Annotated in this window: 18 protein-coding genes; 15 read left to right on the top strand and 3 right to left on the bottom strand. The window is 71.6% G+C overall.

Translation table 11 applies throughout. From position 1 onward, the window contains the following. Nucleotides 1–268 precede the first annotated feature (268 nt). Nucleotides 269–1,594 (top strand): aromatic acid/H+ symport family MFS transporter, encoded by a 1,326-nt coding sequence (locus AB0G32_RS36500; RefSeq protein WP_361173832.1) that lies wholly within the window; start codon nt 269–271, stop codon nt 1,592–1,594. 148 nt (nt 1,595–1,742) lie between these two features. Here the strand turns inward: AB0G32_RS36500 and AB0G32_RS36495 are convergent, their stop codons facing one another. Then, on the bottom strand, nt 1,743–2,711 hold the full coding sequence (locus tag AB0G32_RS36495) for a bile acid:sodium symporter family protein (RefSeq protein WP_361173829.1): 969 nt from the start codon (nt 2,709–2,711) through the stop codon (nt 1,743–1,745). Nucleotides 2,712–2,795: 84 nt separating this feature from the next. Continuing rightward, nucleotides 2,796–3,206: a cupin domain-containing protein gene (locus AB0G32_RS36490; protein ID WP_361173826.1), complete on the bottom strand. Its 411-nt coding sequence runs from the start codon at nt 3,204–3,206 to the stop codon at nt 2,796–2,798. A 232-nt stretch (nt 3,207–3,438) separates the two neighbouring features. On the opposite strand from AB0G32_RS36490, the gene AB0G32_RS36485 reads away from it, so the two are divergent. The 12 genes from AB0G32_RS36485 (at nt 3,439) to AB0G32_RS36430 (ending at nt 14,612) form a co-directional block, all read left to right on the top strand. After that, nucleotides 3,439–4,002 carry a carboxymuconolactone decarboxylase family protein gene (locus AB0G32_RS36485; protein WP_361173835.1) on the top strand — a complete coding sequence of 188 codons (564 nt, stop codon included), beginning with the start codon at nt 3,439–3,441 and terminating at the stop codon, nt 4,000–4,002. Further along, entirely contained in the window at nt 3,999–5,519 is a 1,521-nt protein-coding gene (locus tag AB0G32_RS36480; RefSeq protein ID WP_361173822.1) for a sugar ABC transporter ATP-binding protein, read from the top strand. The genes AB0G32_RS36485 and AB0G32_RS36480 overlap by 4 nt, the downstream gene beginning before the upstream one ends. Continuing rightward, nucleotides 5,516–6,535, top strand: coding sequence for an ABC transporter permease (locus tag AB0G32_RS36475; RefSeq protein ID WP_361173819.1), 1,020 nt, complete (start codon nt 5,516–5,518; stop codon nt 6,533–6,535). Before AB0G32_RS36480 ends, AB0G32_RS36475 begins: the two co-directional genes overlap by 4 nt. A 109-nt stretch (nt 6,536–6,644) precedes the next feature. After that, nucleotides 6,645–7,607 carry a sugar ABC transporter substrate-binding protein gene (locus tag AB0G32_RS36470; RefSeq protein ID WP_361173816.1) on the top strand — a complete coding sequence of 321 codons (963 nt, stop codon included), beginning with the start codon at nt 6,645–6,647 and terminating at the stop codon, nt 7,605–7,607. 176 nt (nt 7,608–7,783) lie between these two features. Further along, a complete protein-coding gene (locus tag AB0G32_RS36465; protein WP_361173813.1) occupies nt 7,784–8,695 on the top strand; it encodes a LysR family transcriptional regulator in 912 nt (303 codons plus the stop codon). A 104-nt stretch (nt 8,696–8,799) separates the two neighbouring features. After that, nucleotides 8,800–9,717, top strand: coding sequence for a VOC family protein (locus AB0G32_RS36460; RefSeq protein ID WP_361173810.1), 918 nt, complete (start codon nt 8,800–8,802; stop codon nt 9,715–9,717). Between the two features lie 23 nt (nt 9,718–9,740). Next, complete coding sequence (locus AB0G32_RS36455; protein WP_361173807.1) at nt 9,741–11,189, top strand: NAD-dependent succinate-semialdehyde dehydrogenase; 1,449 nt, start codon at nt 9,741–9,743, stop codon at nt 11,187–11,189. Further along, nucleotides 11,186–11,959, top strand: a complete 774-nt coding sequence (locus AB0G32_RS36450) for a fumarylacetoacetate hydrolase family protein (RefSeq protein ID WP_361173804.1) — start codon at nt 11,186–11,188, stop codon at nt 11,957–11,959. Before AB0G32_RS36455 ends, AB0G32_RS36450 begins: the two co-directional genes overlap by 4 nt. Further along, nucleotides 11,956–12,327 (top strand): VOC family protein, encoded by a 372-nt coding sequence (locus tag AB0G32_RS36445; protein ID WP_361173801.1) that lies wholly within the window; start codon nt 11,956–11,958, stop codon nt 12,325–12,327. Before AB0G32_RS36450 ends, AB0G32_RS36445 begins: the two co-directional genes overlap by 4 nt. A 25-nt stretch (nt 12,328–12,352) precedes the next feature. Continuing rightward, complete coding sequence (locus AB0G32_RS36440) at nt 12,353–13,141, top strand: alpha/beta hydrolase (RefSeq protein ID WP_361173798.1); 789 nt, start codon at nt 12,353–12,355, stop codon at nt 13,139–13,141. Continuing rightward, nucleotides 13,138–13,605, top strand: coding sequence for a heme-binding protein (locus AB0G32_RS36435; RefSeq protein ID WP_361173795.1), 468 nt, complete (start codon nt 13,138–13,140; stop codon nt 13,603–13,605). Before AB0G32_RS36440 ends, AB0G32_RS36435 begins: the two co-directional genes overlap by 4 nt. A 2-nt stretch (nt 13,606–13,607) precedes the next feature. Then, entirely contained in the window at nt 13,608–14,612 is a 1,005-nt protein-coding gene (locus AB0G32_RS36430) for a methionine synthase II (cobalamin-independent)-like protein (protein WP_361173792.1), read from the top strand. 185 nt (nt 14,613–14,797) lie between these two features. Here AB0G32_RS36430 and AB0G32_RS36425 read toward each other — a convergent pair whose 3' ends face one another. After that, nucleotides 14,798–15,085 carry a putative quinol monooxygenase gene (locus AB0G32_RS36425; RefSeq protein WP_361173789.1) on the bottom strand — a complete coding sequence of 96 codons (288 nt, stop codon included), beginning with the start codon at nt 15,083–15,085 and terminating at the stop codon, nt 14,798–14,800. A gap of 225 nt (nt 15,086–15,310) precedes the next feature. Here AB0G32_RS36425 and AB0G32_RS36420 point away from each other — a divergent pair, with 225 nt between their 5' ends. Together AB0G32_RS36420 and lhgO are read left to right on the top strand one after the other, a co-directional pair. Continuing rightward, complete coding sequence (locus AB0G32_RS36420; protein ID WP_361173786.1) at nt 15,311–16,759, top strand: aldehyde dehydrogenase family protein; 1,449 nt, start codon at nt 15,311–15,313, stop codon at nt 16,757–16,759. Nucleotides 16,760–16,841: 82 nt separating this feature from the next. Continuing rightward, nucleotides 16,842–18,041, top strand: a complete 1,200-nt coding sequence (lhgO, locus tag AB0G32_RS36415; RefSeq protein ID WP_361173783.1) for an L-2-hydroxyglutarate oxidase — start codon at nt 16,842–16,844, stop codon at nt 18,039–18,041. The last annotated feature ends 135 nt before the right edge of the window (nt 18,042–18,176 follow it).

Genomic DNA, 18,176 nt, shown 5'->3' with positions numbered 1-18,176 from the left:
TCATCAACACCAACCCCCCCGCCCCCCGCCCCGGTCCCCTTGTCTCCGCGCCCCCTGGCGGGCGGGGGGGCGTGCGCCCCCCCGGGGGGGCCCCCCCCCCACCCCCCCGGCGTCACCAGATCGTTCCTAAGATTGTTAACAAAACCGTTGACACTGTCTGGCCGGAAACTTAGCGTCTAGCCACCAACGGGTCGAGCCGCACGAGCCGCGCGGACCCGCTTCATAGACCCCCTCCAGGGAACTCGTCCTGGTCGAGAGGAAAACAACGATGTCCTCCTCCCCCGCTCTGTCCTCCCGGGGCAGCAGACTGGCTCTGCTGGTCGTCGTCCTGTGCTGGGTCGCCGTGCTCTTCGACGGCCTGGACATGTTCATCTACGGCTCGGTGCTGCCGCACATGCTCGAGGAGAAGGCGCTCGGGATCACCTCCGGCCAGGCGGGCGACCTCGGCAGCTACGCCACCTTCGGCATGCTGGTCGGCGCGCTGGCCGCGGGCACGGTCGCGGACCGGATCGGCCGCAAGAAGCTGATGCTGTCCTGCGTCACGCTCTTCTCGCTGGCCTCCGGCCTGTGCGCGGTGGCGAACAGCGTCACCGTCTTCGGCCTCGGCCGGACCCTGGCCGGGATCGGCCTCGGCGGGCTGCTGCCCACCGCGATCAGCATGGTCTCCGACTACGCCCCCAAGGGCCGCGCCGCGCTCACCATCGGCCTGCTGATGACCGCCCACCACGCCGGCGGCATCCTCTCCGCCTACGTGGCCCTGTGGATCGTCGAGCCGCTCGGCTGGCGTGCCGCGTTCTGGGTCTGCGTGGTCCCGCTGCTCTTCGTCCCGGTGCTGCTGAAGTGGCTGCCCGAGTCGCTGAGCTTCCTGGTCGCCCAGGGCCGCCGCGACGAGGCCGCCGCCCTCGCCGCCCGCTACGACGTCGAGGTCCCCGCCCCCAGGGCCGGCAAGGCCGCCGGCGCCCGCTGGGGCAACCTGGCCGCCCTCTTCCAGGGCCGCGAGTGGGTCCAGACCCTGCTGTACTGGCTGGCCTCCTTCGGCGGCCTGCTGCTCGTCTACGGCGTCGCCACCTGGCTGCCCACCCTGATGCGCAGCGAGGGCTACGAGCTGGGCTCGGCGCTGACCTTCGTGGTGCTGTTCAACCTCGGCGGCATCGTCGGCATGCTGATCGCCGGCCGTGCCTCCGACCGGTTCGGCGCCCCGCGCATCTCGGCCATCTGGTTCGCGCTGACCGCCGCCGGTGTCTTCCTGCTCAGCGTCCACATGCCGCTGGCGCTGACCTTCGTGGTCGTCTTCCTCACCGGTGTCTTCCTCAACAGCGCGCAGACCATGATCTACGCGACGGTGTCCATCGCCTCCACCCCCGACAGCCGCGCCACGGCGGTCGGCTGGACCTCGGGCATGGGCCGCTTCGGCGCGGTCTTCGGCCCGTGGCTGGGCGGTCAGCTGCTCGCCGCGAACAACGGCGACTGGGGCTTCACCGCGTTCGCGCTGGCCGGTGTGTCGTCGATGGTCTTCATCGGCATCGCCGCGGCGCGCGCCTCGCGGCGCGGTGCGGTGGAGCCGGACGGCCAGAAGCTGGTCAGCGCGCACTAGCTCCGCCGGCCGGGCTGAGCTTTTCGGCCGCGGGTGCGTCGTGGTTGAGCGCGCAGTTCCCCGCGCCCCTGGGGACATGCATGTGCTGCATGTCCTAAAGGGGCGCGGGGAACTGCGCGGCCCGCCACCACGCGCCCGCGGCCGGCACTCAGTGTCCGCGTCCCCGGCGGGACAGCCAGGCGGCGGCCAGCGCGCCGGATATGTTGTGCCAGACGGAGAACACCGCGGCCGGCAGCGCGGCCAGCGGGCTGAAGTGGGCGGTGGCCAGCGAGGCCGCGAGGCCGGAGTTCTGCATGCCGACCTCGAAGGCCATCGCACGGCTGCCCGCCTCGCCGAGCCGGCCGACCTTCCCGGCGCCGTACCCCAGCGCCAGGCCCAGGCCGTTGTGCAGCACCACGGCGACGAACACCAGCAGCGCCGCCGACTTGATGGCGGCGGCGCTGCCCGCCACCACCACGGCCACGATCACGGCGATGGTCAGCGCGGAGAGCCACGGCAGCGCCGGCAGCGCCCGGGTCACCCACCGGCTCGCGACCAGCCGGACCAGGATCCCGGCGACGACCGGCAGCAGTACCGTCTTGAGGATGTCGGTGACCATCGACCCGGCGTCCACCGGCAGGTACTCGCCGGCCAGCAGCAGCGTCAGCGGCGGGGTGATCAGCGGGGCCAGCACCGTGGAGACGGTGGCGACCGAGACCGACAGCGCGACGTCGCCGCGGGCCAGGTAGGTGACCACGTTGGAGGCCGTGCCGCTGGGCGCGCAGCCGACCAGGATGACACCGGCGGCGAGCTGCGGGGAGAGCTGGAGCAGGTGGGCGATGGCCCAGCCGAGCCCCGGCATGATGACGTAGTGCGCGACCAGCCCGAGCGCCACCGCCCAGGGCCGCCTGGCGACCCCGCGGAAGTCCTCCGGGGTCATGGTGACGCCCATGCAGAACATCACGACGCCCAGCAGATAGGGCACCGCCTCGCTCCAGCCGGAGAAACTGCCCGGAAGCAGCAGCCCGAGGGCGCCGGCGAGCAGGACCAGAACCGGGAAAACGGTGACGGCGCGCCGTGCGGCGCGGTCACCGGTGGTCTGGACAGGGTCGTGGTGTTCGGATCGTTCGGTACTCACCGTGCGAGACAACGCCTGGTCAGGGGCGCGACGCAAGCGTGTCTCGGGATGTGATCAGTCACATCGGCCGCGGTGGTACGGGCTTCAGTCCTTGCCCATCTGGTCCTCGTCCGACAGGTGCTCCACCGTCTTGCCGGTTTCCGTGAACGTCCGGGTCACATGGCCCGAGGAGTACACCCACAGGATGCGCAGCGGGGTGTCACCGACATTGCGGAACAGGTGCGGAATGGGGGAGGGGATGTAGGTGGTGTCGTAGCGCTCCAGCTTCGTCACCTCGCCGTCGACCCACACCTCCGCCGAGCCGTCGAGGACGGTCACGTGCTCGTCGCAGTTGTGCGAGTGCAGCGGCGCCCCGGACCCCACCGGGTACACGCTCATGCCGCTGGTGATGCGGTTCTCCCCGCCGGCCGACGGTGTCGTGATCAGGGGCGTGGTCACCACGGCGCCGCCCCGGTCCAGCAGGGGCACGGACGCGGCCTTGATGATGGTGGTCATCGTGGGGGTTCCTCTCCGGTCAAGGTGTTGCGTCGACCGACGTTAGGTCGCGCGGGCGCGAATCGGTGCCCTGTCGCGTGCAGGTTTACGTTGCGCTCCGGGAGGGGTGTGCTTCATCGGCCCGGCTGTACCGTCACCTGTCACCGCAGGGCTTCGACCCGTTGCGGAAACGAGTCGGAAAGAAAAGGCAGGTATCGGCCAGATGAGGCTCCCCGTTCTCACCGAAGCGGAAATGGACCAGCGGCAGAAGGAGTTGGCCGCTCGTATCGCCGGCCGCCGCGGCGCGGTCCGCGGCCCCTTCCGGGTCTGGCTGCACAGCCCGGAGATGTGCGAACGGGCCGAGTCGCTCGGCGCCTTCGCCCGCTTCGACTGCTCCCTGCCCAAGCACCTGCGGGAGCTGACGCTGCTGATGGCGGCCCGCAACTGGGACGCGCAGTACTCCTGGAACGCGCACGTCCACCAGGCCATCGAGGCCGGTGTTCCCGAGGCGGCCGTCAAGGCCATCGCCGAGAAGCGCGAGGCGGTCTTCGACAACGCCGCCGACCAGGCGTTCTACCAGTTCTGCAAGGAGATCCTGGAGGAGCACTTCGTCACCGACGAAACCTTCGCCGCCGCCCAGGAGCACTTCGGCAGCAAGGGCCTGGTGGACACCATCGGCGCGCTCGGCAACTTCACCATGCTCGGCATGTGCCTCAACACCTTCCAGGTGGACCTCCAGGCCGACAAGGAGCCCCCGTTCCCGGACGTCCGCGGCTACGGCCGGGTGACTCCCGACGGCGACGGCGACCGGCCATGAGTGCCGTACTGGACCCGGCGGAAACCGGCGCCCGGGCGGTGCTGCGGGTGCGGGGCGTCACCAAGAGCTTCGGCGGGGCCGCCGCCCTCAAGGGCGTCGACCTCGACCTGTACCCCGGTGAGATCCACGCCCTGATGGGCATGAACGGCGCCGGCAAGTCCACCCTGGTGCAGGTCCTCAGCGGCGTCCACCAGCCCGACGGCGGCACCGTCGAGCTGGGCGGCGAGCGGCACGGCGGCCTCACCGTGCGCCGGGCCCGCAGGCTCGGCATCTCCTCGGTGCCGCAGCGCCGGGAACTGGCGATGGGGCTCACCGTCGCCGAGAACGTCATGCTGGGCGATCTGCCCACCCGGGCCGGCGCGGTCAGCTGGAAGGCGGTCCGCGCCCAGGCGCACACCGCGCTCACCGGACTCGGCATCGACATCGACGTGGACCGGGTCGCGGGCAGCCTCACGGTCGCCGAGCAGACCATGGTCGAGGTGGCCCGCGAGGTCCGGCGCGGCGGCAAGGTGCTGATCCTGGACGAGCCGACGGCCTGCCTCAGCGCCAAGGACGCCGGGCAGGTCCGGTCCCTGGTGCGCCGGCTGCGCGACGAGGGCGTCGCCGTGGTCTACATCTCGCACTACATCGACGAGGTCATGTCGATCGCGGACCGGGTCACCGTGCTGCGCGACGGCGCCCTGGTGCGCAGCGCGCCGGCCGCCGAGCTGGACCCGGCCTCGCTGGTGCGGGCGATGGTCGGCCGGGACGTGGTCTCCACCCGCCCCGAGCGCCCGACGCCCAAGGACGACCACGGGCTGGTGGTGCGCGGCCTGTCCCACGGCCGCGCCATCCGCGACTTCACCGTCGAGGTCCGCAAGGGCGAGATCGTCGCCGTCCTCGGCCCGGCCGGCGACGCCCAGTCCCGCCTGTTCGACCTGCTGTCCGGCCGCCGGCGCCCCGACACCGGAGAGGTGCGCGTCGACGGCCGTCCGGTGCCCTTCGGCAAGGTCGACGCGTCCCTCCGGAGCGGCCTGCGCTGTGTCACCGGGGACCGCCGCTCGCTCGGCCTGGTGCAGGGCATGACCGTGGACGAGAACCTGATGCTGGCCGGCGACCGGTTCGCCCGCCGCCGGCTGCACCGCGCCGCCCACCTGGCCCGCCGCGCCGCCCCGGTACGCACCACCTACGGCGTCGTCGCCCTCACCGGCAACCCGCCGGTCGGCTCGCTGTCCGGCGGCAACCAGCAGAAGGTGCTGCTCGGCAAGTGGCTGGAGACCGAGCCGGTCGCCTGCTTCCTGGAGGACCCCACCAACGGGGTGGACGTCGCCGCCATGGCCGACATCCACACCCTCGTCGACGACCTCGCCGCCCGCGGTGTGGCCGTCCTGCTCGCCTCCTCCTCCGCGGAGGAGGTCATGCGCCTGGCCGACCGGGTCGTCGTGGTGAGCGCCGGCCGCACCGTCGCCGAGCACGACATCAACGCCATCACCCGCGACGAGCTGGTCGCGACCGCACTCGGAGGTCAACCGCAGTGAGCCTCAAGACCCCCTCCGCCGCCCCGGACACCGTGGCCGACGGCCCGCCCGGCCGGCCGGACACCCGCCCCGGGGCCCGGAAACTGCTGCATGTCCCGCACGGCGGCCTGATCCTCGTACTGATCCTGGTCTGTGTGTTCACCGCCGTGCAGGCGGACGCGTTCACCTCCTCGCAGAACCTGCTCAACGTGCTGCGCCAGATCAGCGTCAACGCCGTCATCGCGGCCGGCCTGACCCTGCTGATGACCTCCGGCGGCATGGACTTCTCCATGGGCTCCAACGCCGCCGTCACCCTGTGCGTGGGCGCCCAGCTGCTGGACAGCGGCTGGTCCACGCCCGTCACGGTCGTCATCTGTCTCGCCCTGGCCACCCTGATCGGGCTGGTCAACGGGCTGGTGGTGACCTTCACCCGGGTCGCCCCGTTCGTCGCGACCCTGGCGTCCGCGATGCTCCTGGACGGCGTCGCCCTGCTGGTCCTGGACGGCATGAGCGTCACCATCGGTGACAAGATGTCCGCGCTCGGCAACGACGAGATCGTCGGCGTGCCCTACCTGACCGTCGTGGCGGTGCTGGTGCTCGCGCTGATCGGCGTCACCATGCGGTTCACCACCTTCGGCCGGGACGCGTTCGCGATGGGCGGCAACGAGCACGTCGCGCGGCTCAGCGGCATCAACGTCAACTGGCGCAAACTCGCCCTGTACGCGCTGGCCGGCGTGCTCGCGGGCCTGGCCGGCCTGATGCTGCTCTCCCGGCTCGGCGCCGCCGCGCCCAACACCGCGGGCCTCCAGACCCAGCTGACCGCCGTCGCCGCGGTGGTCATCGGCGGCACCTCGCTGGCCGGCGGCCACGGCACGGTCATCGGCACCGTCTTCGGCGTGGTCCTGCTGGGGGTCGTCGGCAACGCGCTGAACCTGCTCCAGGTCAACAGCAACTACCAGCTCGTGGTCACCGGCGGTGTGCTGCTGGTGGCGGCGATCATCAACGAGTTCCAGCGCAAGTCCGCACCGGGCCATTAACGGCCCGTCGCATCCGCACACACCGTTCGCCTTCGCGCATCCCCCAACCCGGCGCCCCCCCACACGCAAGAACCTTCTCTTCGACGATGCAGGAAAGGCTCAACCCACCATGAAGCCCACCCACCGCTCACGCCGCACCGTCGCGGCCTCGCTCGTCGGCGCCGCCGCCCTGGTGCTCTCCGGATGCGGTTCCGGCGACGACAGCGGGGGCGCCGCCGAAGGCTCCGTCTCCCTCGGGTTCGTCAACGGCTCCAACACGCACTTCCACTCCTGTCTGCTCAAGGCGGTCGAGCAGGAGGCCGAGGCGCAGGACGCCAAGGTCTACTCGGCCAACTCCAAGCAGGACGCCGGGACCGAACTGTCCAACATCGAGGACATGATCTCCCGCAACGTGGACGCCCTGATCGTGCAGACGGTCAACGTGGACGCCCTGGAGGGCGACATCGCCAAGGCCAAGAGCGCGGGCATCCCGATCTACCTGACCTCGGTGGCCACCTCCGACATGAACGACGTGCTCGGTGCCGCCGTGGTCGACCTGAAGAAGGTCGGCGCGCTGGACGCCGGGTGGATCGAGAAGGACGCGGCCGGGAAGGCCGCCACCGTCGGCATCGTGGCCGGTGCCCCGGGCGCCGCCTCCGACCTGCTGGTGGGCGGGTTCCAGGACGCGCTGCCGAAGACCGCGAAGGTGGTCGCCAACCAGCCCGGCATGTTCAACCCGGCCAAGGCGCAGGACGTCGCCGAGAACATGATCCAGGCCCATCCCGACCTGGACTACGCCTTCGTCGCCAACGAGGAGATGGCCTTCGCCGTGCGCAAGGCGTTCGACGCGGCCGGCGCCGAGGACGTCAAGATCGTCTCGGTGAACGGCACCGAGGAGGGCATCGCGGCGGTGGAGGACGGCCGGCTCGCCGCGACCGTCGCCAACTCGGCGCTGACCATCGGGCAGACGGCTGTGAAGAGCACCGTCGGCCTGCTCGACAAGAAAGAGGGTGTTGACAAGATCTCCGACATTCCTCTTGTCTTGGTCACGAAGGACAACCTGAGCGAGGCTCCGCAGTACTGCCCGAAGTAACCCCCGGGCCCCACCGGTCACCGGCGCCGCACTCCTGTCCCGAGCCGCACATCCCGCCCGCCGCACGTCCGGCCTGCCCCGTGGACCCACCACCGGGGCGGGCCGACGGCACGACGGGCCTTCGCTCCCCGTACCGCGGACGCCGGTCGGACGGGGAGCGGCCTCCGGAGGAAAACATGGACCGCTTGCTCCTCATGCACAGCTTCGTGACCGTCGCCCAGGTCGGCAGTTTCAGCGGAGCCGCCAAAAAGCTCGGATCGTCGGGCTCCCTGGTCTCCCGCCATGTGGCGGAGCTGGAACGCCAGGTGGGGGTCCGCCTGGTCAACCGCACCGCCCGCTCGGTCAGCCTCACCGAGCCGGGCCAGCGCTACGCGGAGTTCGCCGCCCGCATCCTGGACGAGATCGAGGCCGAGGACGCCGGCATCGCCCAGCTGCACGACCGCGCCGAAGGCACCCTCAGCGTCATCTGCCCCAAATGGATCGGCAGCCTCGACCTCGGCGACGCCATCGCCGCGTTCTCCGCCGCCCATCCCAAGATCCACATCCGCTTCGAACTGGGCGGCATGTCGGACCGCACCTACGACTTCCTGGACAGCGGCTTCGACATCGCCTTCCACACCCGGGACCTGCGGGACTCCAGCGTCCGGCTGAAGAAGATCTCCTCGCTGCCGTTCGTGCTGTGCGCGTCGCAGGAGTACATCGAGCGGCACGGCCCGCTGACCCACCCCAACGACCTCGCCCACCACGACTGTCTGGTGCACGTCAACGACCCGGTGTGGCGGATCGGCCACGGCCACGCCAGCACCCTGCACAAGATCCGCAACATCGCCTTCTCGTCGAACTCCTACATCGCCCTCCAGAAGGCCGCCGTGCACGGCCGCGGCATCGCCCTGCTGCCCCAGCGCCCGGTCCACGACGACATCGCGGCCGGCGCCCTGAAGGTGCTGCTGCCGGAACTGGCCGTCCCCGACCGCCCGCTCTACGCGATCTACGGCCCCGGCCAGGACACCCCGCGCAAGGTGAGTGTGTTCCTGGACTTCCTCGCCGAATGGTTCTCCCAGAACCCCATTCCGGCCATCCGCCCCTGAACCCGGGCGCGCAAGAAAGGGTTGCGCACTCGACGGCCCTCGGACCATTGAGGCCCCGCGCCCGCAAACCTACGCTCACCAGGCGAGACGGAAACGAGGAAGCCATGGGAATCCAGCGAATAGAGTCGGTCACCTACAGCATCGACGACCTCGGCGAGTGTGTCCGCTTCTTCGAGGACTTCGGTCTGTTCCTGGTGGAGCGCACCGACGAACACGCCGTGTTCGAGACGCTCACCGGACAGACCCTGCACCTGGACACCGACCCGAGCCCCCTGCTGCCGCCCCCGGTGGAGGACGGCCCCACCCTGCGCGAGGTCGTCTGGGGCGTCGACACCCAGCGGGAACTGGACCGCCTGGTGGCCGCCGTCGCCCGCGACCACCCGGTCCGGTCCGGCGCCGACGGCGTTCACCACACCGTCGACCGCTCCGGCTTCGGCGTGGGCCTCACCCTCGCCCGGCCCAAAAAGGCCGCCGTCGACCCGCGCCGCGCCAACACCCTCGGCAGCGTCAACCGCTGGAACGAGGCACTGGAGCCGCTCACCCGGGCCTTCCCGCTGCGCATGTGCCACGTCGCCCTGAACATCGCCAAGGAGGGCAAGGACGAGGCCGTCGCCTTCTACACCGGCCTCCTCGGCTTCCGCCCCACCGACGTCGTGGCACCCATGGGCGTCTTCATGCAGGCCCCCGGCGACGACGACCAGCACACCATGCTGCTGTGCCACCGCCCCGACCGGGTCTCCATGAACCACATCGCCTACGAGGTCCCCGGCTTCGACGATGTCATCGAGGGCGGCAACTACATGATCGAGAAGGGCTGGCGGGAGGCCCGCAAGCTGGGCCGGCACACCGTCGGCTCCAACGTCTTCCGCTTCCTGCACGCCCCGTGCGGCGGCCGCGTCGAGTACGCCGCCGACATGGACCGGGTCGACGACACCTACGAGACCCGCGTGCACCAGGAGACCCCGCCGCACCACATCTGGGCCCTGCGCACCAACCGCGACCAGGACGCCCCCGCCTCCTGAATCCCTTGAGAGGGCACCCACCCATGACCACCGACCACGGCTACCCCGCCGTCCGCATGTACATCGCGGGCGAGTGGTGCCAGGGCGCGACCGGACAGACCGCCCCGATCGTCAACCCCGCCACCGAAGAGGTGATCGGGGACGTACCGCTGGCCACCACCGCCGACCTGGACCGCGCGCTCGACGCCGCCGCCCAGGGCTTCCAGGTGTGGCGCGCCACCCCCGTCACCGAGCGCACCCGCATCCTGCACGCCGCCGCCGACCTGATCGCCGAGCGCGCCGCCGAGATCGGCCGGATCTCCACCCAGGAGCAGGGCAAGCCGCTCGGCGAGTCCACCGGCGAGGCCCGCCGCACCGCCGGCACCCTGCGCTGGCACGCCGACGACGCCCGCCGCGCCTACGGCCGCATCGTCCCCACCGACCCCGGCACGGTCCTGACCGTGCGCCGCGAGCCGATCGGCCCCGTCGCCGCGTTCGTGCCGTGGAACTTCCCGGTCGGCGGCCCCAACCGCAAGATCTCCTCCGCCCTCGCGGCCGGCTGCTCGCTGGTCATCAAGGCGTCCGAGGAGACCCCGGCCACCGCGATGGAACTGGTCCGCTGCTACGCCGACGCGGGTCTGCCGCCCGGCGTCCTCAACCTCGTCTTCGGCGAGCCCGCCGAGGTCTCCGAGCACCTGATCTCCTCGCCCGTCACCCGGCTGGTCGCCTTCACCGGCTCGGTACCGGTCGGCAAGCTGCTGGCCGCCAGGTCCGGCCAGGTCATGAAGCCGTCCCTGATGGAGCTGGGCGGCCACGCCCCGGTGATCGTCTGCGCCGACGCCGACCCGGTCACCGCCGCCCGCAAGGCCGCCCGGGCCAAGTGGGCCAACGCCGGCCAGGTCTGCACCTCGCCCAGCCGCTTCCTGGTGCACGAGTCGATCGTCGCCGAGTTCACCGCCGAGTTCGTCAAGGCCGCCGAGGCGGTCGTGGTCGGCGACGGCCTGGACGCGTCCACCGGCATGGGCCCGCTCGCCAACGAGCGCCGCCTGAAGGCCATGGAGCGCCTCACCGCCGACGCCGTCGCCCGCGGCGCCAAGCTGCTGACCGGCGGTGTACGCCTGGACCGCCCCGGCTACTTCTTCGCGCCGACCGTCCTGAGCGACGTACCCGAGGAGGCGGAGCTGCTGAGCGAGGAACCGTTCGGGCCGCTCGCGCCGATCGTTTCCTTCCGCGACCTCGACGAGGCGCTCGCGATCGCGAACAGCCTCCCCTACGGACTGGCCGCCTACGGCTTCACCGACTCCGCCGCCACCGCCGAGAAACTCAGCGCCGAACTGGAGGCGGGCATCCTGTCGATCAACCACTGCGGCGGCTCCGTCCACGAGGCCCCCTCCGGCGGCGTCAAGGACAGCGGCTACGGCCGCGAGGGCGGCCCCGAGGCGCTGGACGCCTACCTGATCACCAAGCGCGTCTCCCACCTGCTGGTGCCATGAGGTACGCGCGCGTCTCGGCCGGCGGCCGGGCGGTCTGGGGCCGGGTGGGGGAGCGGGACATCGAACTGCTGTCCGGCTCCCCGCTGGAAGGGACGGACACCGACGTGATCGGCACCGTGCCGCGCGAGGGCGCGCACTGGCTGCCGCCGGTGATCCCGCCGGTCTTCTACGCCGTCGGCATGAACTACCCCCGGCACATCGCCCACGCCGGCGCCGCCACCCCCGAGCGTCCCGAGGCCGGCTACCGGGCCAACAACGCGCTCACCGGCCACCGCTCGCCGATCGTCAAACCGGCCGAGGTGACCGGCCGGTTCGAGGCCGAGCCCGAACTCGTCGCCGTCATCGGCCGCACCCTGCGCCACGCCACCCACGACGAGGCCCGCGAGGCGGTCTTCGGCTGGACCGTCGGCAACGACATCAGCGCCCGCACCTGGCAGCACCAGGACCGCTCGTTCTGGCGCAGCAAGAACAGCGACACCTTCAAACCCATGGGCCCCTGGATCGAGACCGACGTCGACGCCCTCGCCCAGACCACCACGCTCCGCGTCAACGGCGTCACCCGCGCCGAGTTCGCCACCGGTGACATGGTCTTCGACCCCTTCGACCACATCGTCGAGATCACCAAGCACATCACCATGCACCCCGGCGACGTGCTCTGGATGGGTGCCGAGTCCGTCTGCCAGCTCGAACCCGGCGACACCGTCGACGTCGAGATCAGCGGCATCGGCACCCTCTCCAACCCCGTACACCTCGAAGGGAACGAGTCATGACCGCAGCACCCCGCTACATCCACCACGTCAACTTCCCCACCACCGACCCCGACCGCACCGCCGAGTGGTACACCAAGGTCTTCGGCATGAAGCGGATCATGCCGAAGTCCAACACCCGCGTGGTGCTGATGACCCGCGGCAACTTCGACCTGCACTTCACCCCGGTCGAGGAGATGGAGCGCATGGCGCCCTACCACTTCGCCGTCGAGGTCGACGACTGGGACGAGTTCCTCGCCCACCTCAAGGAACTGGGCATCCGGCACACCCGGCCCATCCAGCGCCCGGAGAACCAGTCCAAGTTCTGCTACATCCACGACCCCGACCACACCATGATCGAGCTGGTCTACCACGCCAAGCGCCCCAACTAAGCCCGCGCACCCAGGAGTTCACCCCATGCCCTACGCCGACTCCGACGGCACCTCCCTCTACTACGAGCGCCACGGCAGCGGCCCGGCGATCCTGTTCGTGCACGGCAGCGGCGGTCACCACGCCGCTTGGTGGCAGCAGGTCGCGGCGCTGCGCGAGGAGTTCACCGTCGTCACGCTCGATCTGCGCGGCTTCGGCAAGTCCGACAGCTCCATGCCCGAGTTCGACGGCCAGGACTTCCCCGGTGACGTCGTCGCGGTGCTGGAGGCCGAGGACCTCACCGACGTCATGCTGGTCGGCCAGTCCATCGGTTCGGTCGCCGCGCTGCGGGCCGGCCTGCTCCGCCCCGACCGGGTCTCCGCCGTGGTCCTCGGCCACTCGCTGGGCGGCATCAGCCACCCCGAGCTGACCGAACTGGCCGCCGCCGACCGTGCCGAGGCCGTCAAGCTGCCGGTCATCGACCGGCTGCTGACCAAGCCGTTCCAGACCGAACGCGCCGACCTCACCTTCCTGTTCCAGCAGATGGGCACCTTCAACGTGGCCAGGATGCAGGACCTGCGCAACCTCGACACCAACGGCCCGACCCTGGACGAGATCCAGGCTTCCGGCGTCAAGGTCGCCTTCCTGGCCGGCGAGAAGGACGCGGTGCTCGGCGTCAAGACCGTCACCCGCGCCCACGAACTGCTGCCCGGCTCGCACCTGGAGATCGTCCCCGGCGCCCCGCACTCCATGTACTGGGAGACGCCCGAGCCGTACAACGCGGCCATCGCCCGGCTGCGCCGCACCCTCACCGTCCCGAAGGAAGCCGCCGTATGAGCAACATCAGCCTCGACGCCGCCGAGGAGATCATCGAGGCCGCGCAGAAGCGCGCCCAGGCCATCGGCAAGGCGGTGAGCGTCGCCGTGGTCGACGCCGGCGGCTTCGTCGTCGCGATCCGCCGCCCCGACGGCGCCCGCCCGCTCACCCCCGACATCGCCCGCGCCAAGGCGTACACCGCCGCCGTGATGCAGCGCCCGGGGAAGATGCTGAAGAAGTGGCAGGAGAACCAGCCGGTCTTCTTCTCCCAGCTCTCCCAGCTGCCCGGCGCGGCGATGCCGATCATGGCCGCCGACGGCAGCGTCACCATCAAGAAGGACGGCGAGATCATCGGCGGCCTCGGCATCGCCGGCGGCACCGCCGACGAGGACCAGGTCATCGCCGACGAGGTGCTCGCCTCCCTCGGCTACGAACTGGAGTTCGCCGCCTGGGGCGTCGCCGGCCGGCCCGGTAAGGAGAGCTGACCATGGCGGACACGTTCAACTACCGCATCGACCACCACGGCAGTCTGGTCCGCCCGGCCGGCCTGGTGCCCGGTGACCCGGAGTCCGTGGCGGCCGCGGTCCGCGAGGCCGTCGTCTACCAGCGCGGTCTGCGCTGCACCGTGGTCACCGACGGCGACTTCCCCCGCGAGGACTTCCGCGGCGCCGTCCTCGACGGCGTCACCGGCTTCCGCCGCACCGACGAGACGGCCCCCGACGGCCTGGTCCGCTGGGTCGCCGAGTCGCTGCCGAAGGCCGGCGGCCCGCTGCTCGGCGACCGGGCTGCCCAGCTCGCCGAGCAGACGGTGATCGCCCCCAAGGTGTCGCTGCCCTCCCCGGCCTACCTCGCCGCCACCACGTACCAGCCGGGTCTCGGGGTCTCCTCCGCCCGGGAACTGGGCGAGGCCCTCGCGGAGATCGTCCAGGCCGAGATCGCGCTGCTGGTCACCCAGGGCGTCCGGCTGATCCAGCTGAACAACCCGTTGCTGCTCGCCCAGACCGGCACCGAACCGGCCCCCGGCGGCGCGCTGTCCTTCGAGGACGCCCTCGCCGTGGACGCCCTCGCGGTACGCCTCGACGAGCGTCCTGAGGGCGTACGCATCGGCGTGGCCCCCGGCTGGGCCGCCCCGGCCGCGGTGGACCGGGCCCGCGCCGAGCGGATGTACGCCGCGATCCCGGCCGACCGCTGGGTGCTCCCCTTCGACCAGGGCGCCGCCGCCGAGACCGACCTGGTCCGGGCGCTGCCCGAGGAGCGGGACTTCTGCCTGGGCGTGGTCGACGCGACCCGGCCGGAGCTGGAGGACATCGACACGGTGATGTCCCGCATCGACCCGCTGGAGGAGTTCGTCGACCTGGAGGACGCGGCCGTCGCCCCGTCCCGCGGCTTCGCGGACGTGGCGGCCCGGCCGCTGCTCACCGCCGAGGACCAGCGCCGCAAGCTGGTGCTGGTCGAGACGATCGCCCGCTACTGCTGGGGCAACGAGTTCTGATCCGGAGCCGGGCGGGAAGGGCACCGGCCCGCCTCTCGGTGCCCGGCCGCACGGCGGGCCGGCGGGCGGAGCGGTGGGCGGACCGGCGGGCGGAGCGGTGGGCGGACCGGCGGGCGGGGCCAGGCACCGCACCGCCCGCCGGCACCGGCCCGCCCGCCCCGCCCGTCACCGCACCCTGACGCCCGTCACAGCACCTCGGCGAAGGTCACCGACCGGTCGGTCAGCAGCGGCCACACGGTCTCGACGATCTGCTCCTTGAAGTGCGGGGCCGCCTTGTGCGCCTCGAACCCGGCGGCGTCCTGGTAGCGCTCGTACAGCAGGAAGCCGCCGGGCTCGTCCGCCACCGCGTGCACGTCGTAGGCGAGGTTCGCCGGTTCCGCGCGGGTCGCTTCCCGCGCCGTCAGCAGGGCGGCTCGCACCGCGTCCGCGTCGGCGGGCGCACAGCGGTAGTGGGCGACGACTGCGTAGGCCATGATCTGTCTCTCCTCGGGTCTGTCACTGCTGTCGGGCGTACCGTCCGGCCAGCAGATTCCAGCATGGATCAACACCGTGCCGACCTGCGCGCGGTGCAAGCAATGCCTGCCGTCGCGGGGCTGGTGGACCGCCCCCGACATGGTGTGTTGTCGCTTCCGGCCCCGCACGGCCGACCCGCTGGGACCACGGCCCGCAACGCCGTGGTCGACGAAGGAAGTGATCTGATGCGCAACCTGGAAACGCTCCTGGGCGGAGAGTGGGTGACGACCGGCGAGTGGATCGACGTCCACGACCCGGCCGACGTCCGCACCCCGGTGGCCCGCGTCCCGGCCCTGTCCGCCAAGGACGTCACCCGGGCCTACGACCACGCCGAGCGGGGTTTCGCCGGCTGGAAGCGCACCAGCCCCTTCGAGCGGGCCCGGGTCCTCACCGACGCCGCCCGGCTGATCCGCGAGCGCCTCGACACGATCGCCGCCGACGTCACCGCCGAGAACGGCAAGACCCTCGCCGAGGCCCGCGGCGAGGCCGGCAAGGCCGCCGACTTCCTGGACTACTACGCCGGACTCGCCCGGCAGGGCTACGGCACCCTGCTGCACGACGCCCGCCCGCACACCCGTACCTACACCCAGCGCGAACCCATCGGCGTGATCCTGGTGATCAGCCCCTGGAACGACCCGCTGATCACCCCGGCCCGCAAGCTCGCCCCGCTGCTGGCCACCGGCAACGCGGCCGTCTTCAAGCCGGCCACCGACACCCCGATGTCCGGCCTGCACTTCGCCCGTGCCCTGCACGACGCGGGCCTGCCGGCCGGGGTGCTGAACGTGGTGACCGGCCGCACCCGGGAGATCGAGGAGGCCCTCCTCGACGACCCCCGGATCACCGGCATCACCTTCACCGGCTCCAACGAGGTCGGCAACTCGATCCGCCGCCGCCTCGGCGACCGGGGCGTCCGCTTCCAGGGCGAACTGGGCGGCAAGAACGCCTCCGTGGTCCTGGCGGACGCCGACCTGCCGGCCGCCGCCAAGGCCGTCGTCGCGGGCTCCTTCGGCCAGGCCGGGCAGCGCTGCACCGCCACCAGCCGGGTCGTCGTCGAGCGGCCGGTGTACGAGGAGTTCACCCGGCTGCTGGTCGCGGAAGTGGAGCAGCTGAAGGTCGGCCCCGGCGGCGACCCGGCCACCACCATGTGCCCGCTGTCCAGCCCCAAGCAGCGCGACAGCGTGCTCGCGGATCTGGCCAAGGCGGTCGCGGAAGGCGCCCGGGTCCTCACCGGCGGCGGCGCCGACACCGAGGGCGAGCGCGCGCACGGCTGCTACGTCCGGCCCACCGTGCTCGGTGACGTCACCCCCGAGACGGCCGTCTGGCGGGACGAGGTCTTCGGCCCGGTCCTCGCCGTCCGCGCCGTCGACGACTTCGCGCAGGCCGTGGCGGCGGTCAACGACTCCGTGTACGGTCTGGCCGCCGCCGTCTTCACCCGCGACCTCGGCGCCGCCCACCGCTTCATCGACGAGGCCGAGTGCGGCCAGGTCGCGGTCAACCACCCCACCCCCGGCTGGGACGTGCACCTGCCCTTCGGCGGCTTCCACGACTCCGGTACCGGCTACAAGGAGCAGGGCGACGAGGTCCTGCGCTTCTCCACCCGCGTGAAGACCGTCGCCATCCACTTCGGCGCGTAAGCGCGCGAGTACGCGCGAGCACGTGTGAGTGAGTACGTGCGAGTGAGTACGTGTGAGCACGTTTTGAGAAAGGAGGATGCCGATGGCTGACGAGACGATCGGCATCGTGGGCGCCGGCATCGTCGGGCTGGCCCTGGGGCGCGAGATCGCCCTCCGGCGGCCCGGCACCCGCGTCGTGGTGTTCGAGAAGGAGCAGCAGGTCTCGCTGCACCAGACCGGCCACAACTCGGGCGTCGTGCACGCCGGCATCTACTACACCCCGGGCAGCCTCAAGGCCGACCTGACCGTCCGCGGGGTGGCGCTGCTGCGCGAGTACTGCCAGGACCGCGGGCTGCCGTACCGGGAGATCGGCAAACTGGTCATGGCGGTCCGCGAGGACGAGCTGGGCCGGATGGCGAACCTCTACACCCGGGCCAAGAACAACCACGTGCCCGACCTGCGCAAGGTCTCGGCGGACGAGATCAAGGAGCTGGAGCCGAACGCCGGCGGCCTCGCCGCCCTGCACTCCCCGCGCACCGCGATCACCGACTACCCGGCGATCGCCCGCGAGTTCGCCAAGGACATCGCCGCGTCCGGCGGCGAGGTGAAGCTCGGCTTCCCGGTCACCGGCATCACCAACGTGCCCGGCGGCATCGAGGTCGCCTCCGGCCAGCGGCGCGTGAAGGCGGACCGGCTGATCCTGTGCGCCGGCCTCCAGTCCGACACCGTGGCCAAGCTCGCCCAGGACAAGCGGGAACCGAGGATCATCCCGTTCCGCGGCGAGTACATGCTGCTCAAGCCGGACCGCACGCACCTGGTGCGCGGCCTGATCTACCCGGTGCCCGACCCGCGCTACCCCTTCCTCGGCGTGCACTTCACCCCGCGCGTCGACGGCACCGTCGAGGTCGGCCCGAACGCCGTCCTCGCCCTCGCCCGGGAGGGCTACAAGCTGACCCGGATCTCCCCGCGCGACCTGCTCGGCCTGGCCGCCTACCCCGGCTCCTGGAAGATGGCGGCCCAGCACTGGCGCACCGGCATCAAGGAGTACCGCGGCTCCCTGTCCACCACGGCCTTCATGCGCGACGCGGGACTCTACGTCCCCGGGGTCGGCGCCAAGGACGTGGTGCGCGGCGGAGCGGGCGTCCGCGCCCAGGCACTGGACCGGGACGGCACCCTCGTGGACGACTTCCGCATCCACCAGGCCGGCCGGATCACCGCCGTGCGCAACGCGCCCTCACCGGCCGCCACCGCCTCCATGGCGATCGCCGAGCACATCGCCGGCGCCGTCTTCGGCGACGCCTGACGCAATCTGAGAATGCCCTGCGTACGGCACGTTTTCGCGCAACAACAGCTTGCGTCCCGGGCTCTCGGCAAGACCCCGGCACCCGCCTAGCGTTCCTTACGCACCACCGCACCGCGTCCCTACACGAAAGCGAGT

The sequence above is a fragment of the Streptomyces sp. NPDC023723 genome, assembly GCF_040639815.1.
Classification (GTDB): domain Bacteria; phylum Actinomycetota; class Actinomycetes; order Streptomycetales; family Streptomycetaceae; genus Streptomyces.
This window is presented reverse-complemented; position numbering and strand designations above follow the sequence as displayed.

What these genes read in the sequence shown, in the direction of transcription:
- AB0G32_RS36500 (WP_361173832.1), top strand. Translation starts at nt 269, where the DNA reads ATGTCCTCCTCCCCCGCTCTGTCCTCCCGGGGCAGCAGACTGGCTCTG.
- AB0G32_RS36490 (WP_361173826.1), bottom strand. Translation starts at nt 3,206, where the DNA reads ATGACCACCATCATCAAGGCCGCGTCCGTGCCCCTGCTGGACCGGGGC.
- AB0G32_RS36485 (WP_361173835.1), top strand. Translation starts at nt 3,439, where the DNA reads ATGGACCAGCGGCAGAAGGAGTTGGCCGCTCGTATCGCCGGCCGCCGC.
- AB0G32_RS36480 (WP_361173822.1), top strand. Translation starts at nt 3,999, where the DNA reads ATGAGTGCCGTACTGGACCCGGCGGAAACCGGCGCCCGGGCGGTGCTG.
- AB0G32_RS36470 (WP_361173816.1), top strand. Translation starts at nt 6,645, where the DNA reads ATGAAGCCCACCCACCGCTCACGCCGCACCGTCGCGGCCTCGCTCGTC.
- AB0G32_RS36465 (WP_361173813.1), top strand. Translation starts at nt 7,784, where the DNA reads ATGGACCGCTTGCTCCTCATGCACAGCTTCGTGACCGTCGCCCAGGTC.
- AB0G32_RS36460 (WP_361173810.1), top strand. Translation starts at nt 8,800, where the DNA reads ATGGGAATCCAGCGAATAGAGTCGGTCACCTACAGCATCGACGACCTC.
- AB0G32_RS36455 (WP_361173807.1), top strand. Translation starts at nt 9,741, where the DNA reads ATGACCACCGACCACGGCTACCCCGCCGTCCGCATGTACATCGCGGGC.
- AB0G32_RS36450 (WP_361173804.1), top strand. Translation starts at nt 11,186, where the DNA reads ATGAGGTACGCGCGCGTCTCGGCCGGCGGCCGGGCGGTCTGGGGCCGG.
- AB0G32_RS36445 (WP_361173801.1), top strand. Translation starts at nt 11,956, where the DNA reads ATGACCGCAGCACCCCGCTACATCCACCACGTCAACTTCCCCACCACC.
- AB0G32_RS36440 (WP_361173798.1), top strand. Translation starts at nt 12,353, where the DNA reads ATGCCCTACGCCGACTCCGACGGCACCTCCCTCTACTACGAGCGCCAC.
- AB0G32_RS36435 (WP_361173795.1), top strand. Translation starts at nt 13,138, where the DNA reads ATGAGCAACATCAGCCTCGACGCCGCCGAGGAGATCATCGAGGCCGCG.
- AB0G32_RS36430 (WP_361173792.1), top strand. Translation starts at nt 13,608, where the DNA reads ATGGCGGACACGTTCAACTACCGCATCGACCACCACGGCAGTCTGGTC.
- AB0G32_RS36425 (WP_361173789.1), bottom strand. Translation starts at nt 15,085, where the DNA reads ATGGCCTACGCAGTCGTCGCCCACTACCGCTGTGCGCCCGCCGACGCG.
- AB0G32_RS36420 (WP_361173786.1), top strand. Translation starts at nt 15,311, where the DNA reads ATGCGCAACCTGGAAACGCTCCTGGGCGGAGAGTGGGTGACGACCGGC.
- lhgO (WP_361173783.1), top strand. Translation starts at nt 16,842, where the DNA reads ATGGCTGACGAGACGATCGGCATCGTGGGCGCCGGCATCGTCGGGCTG.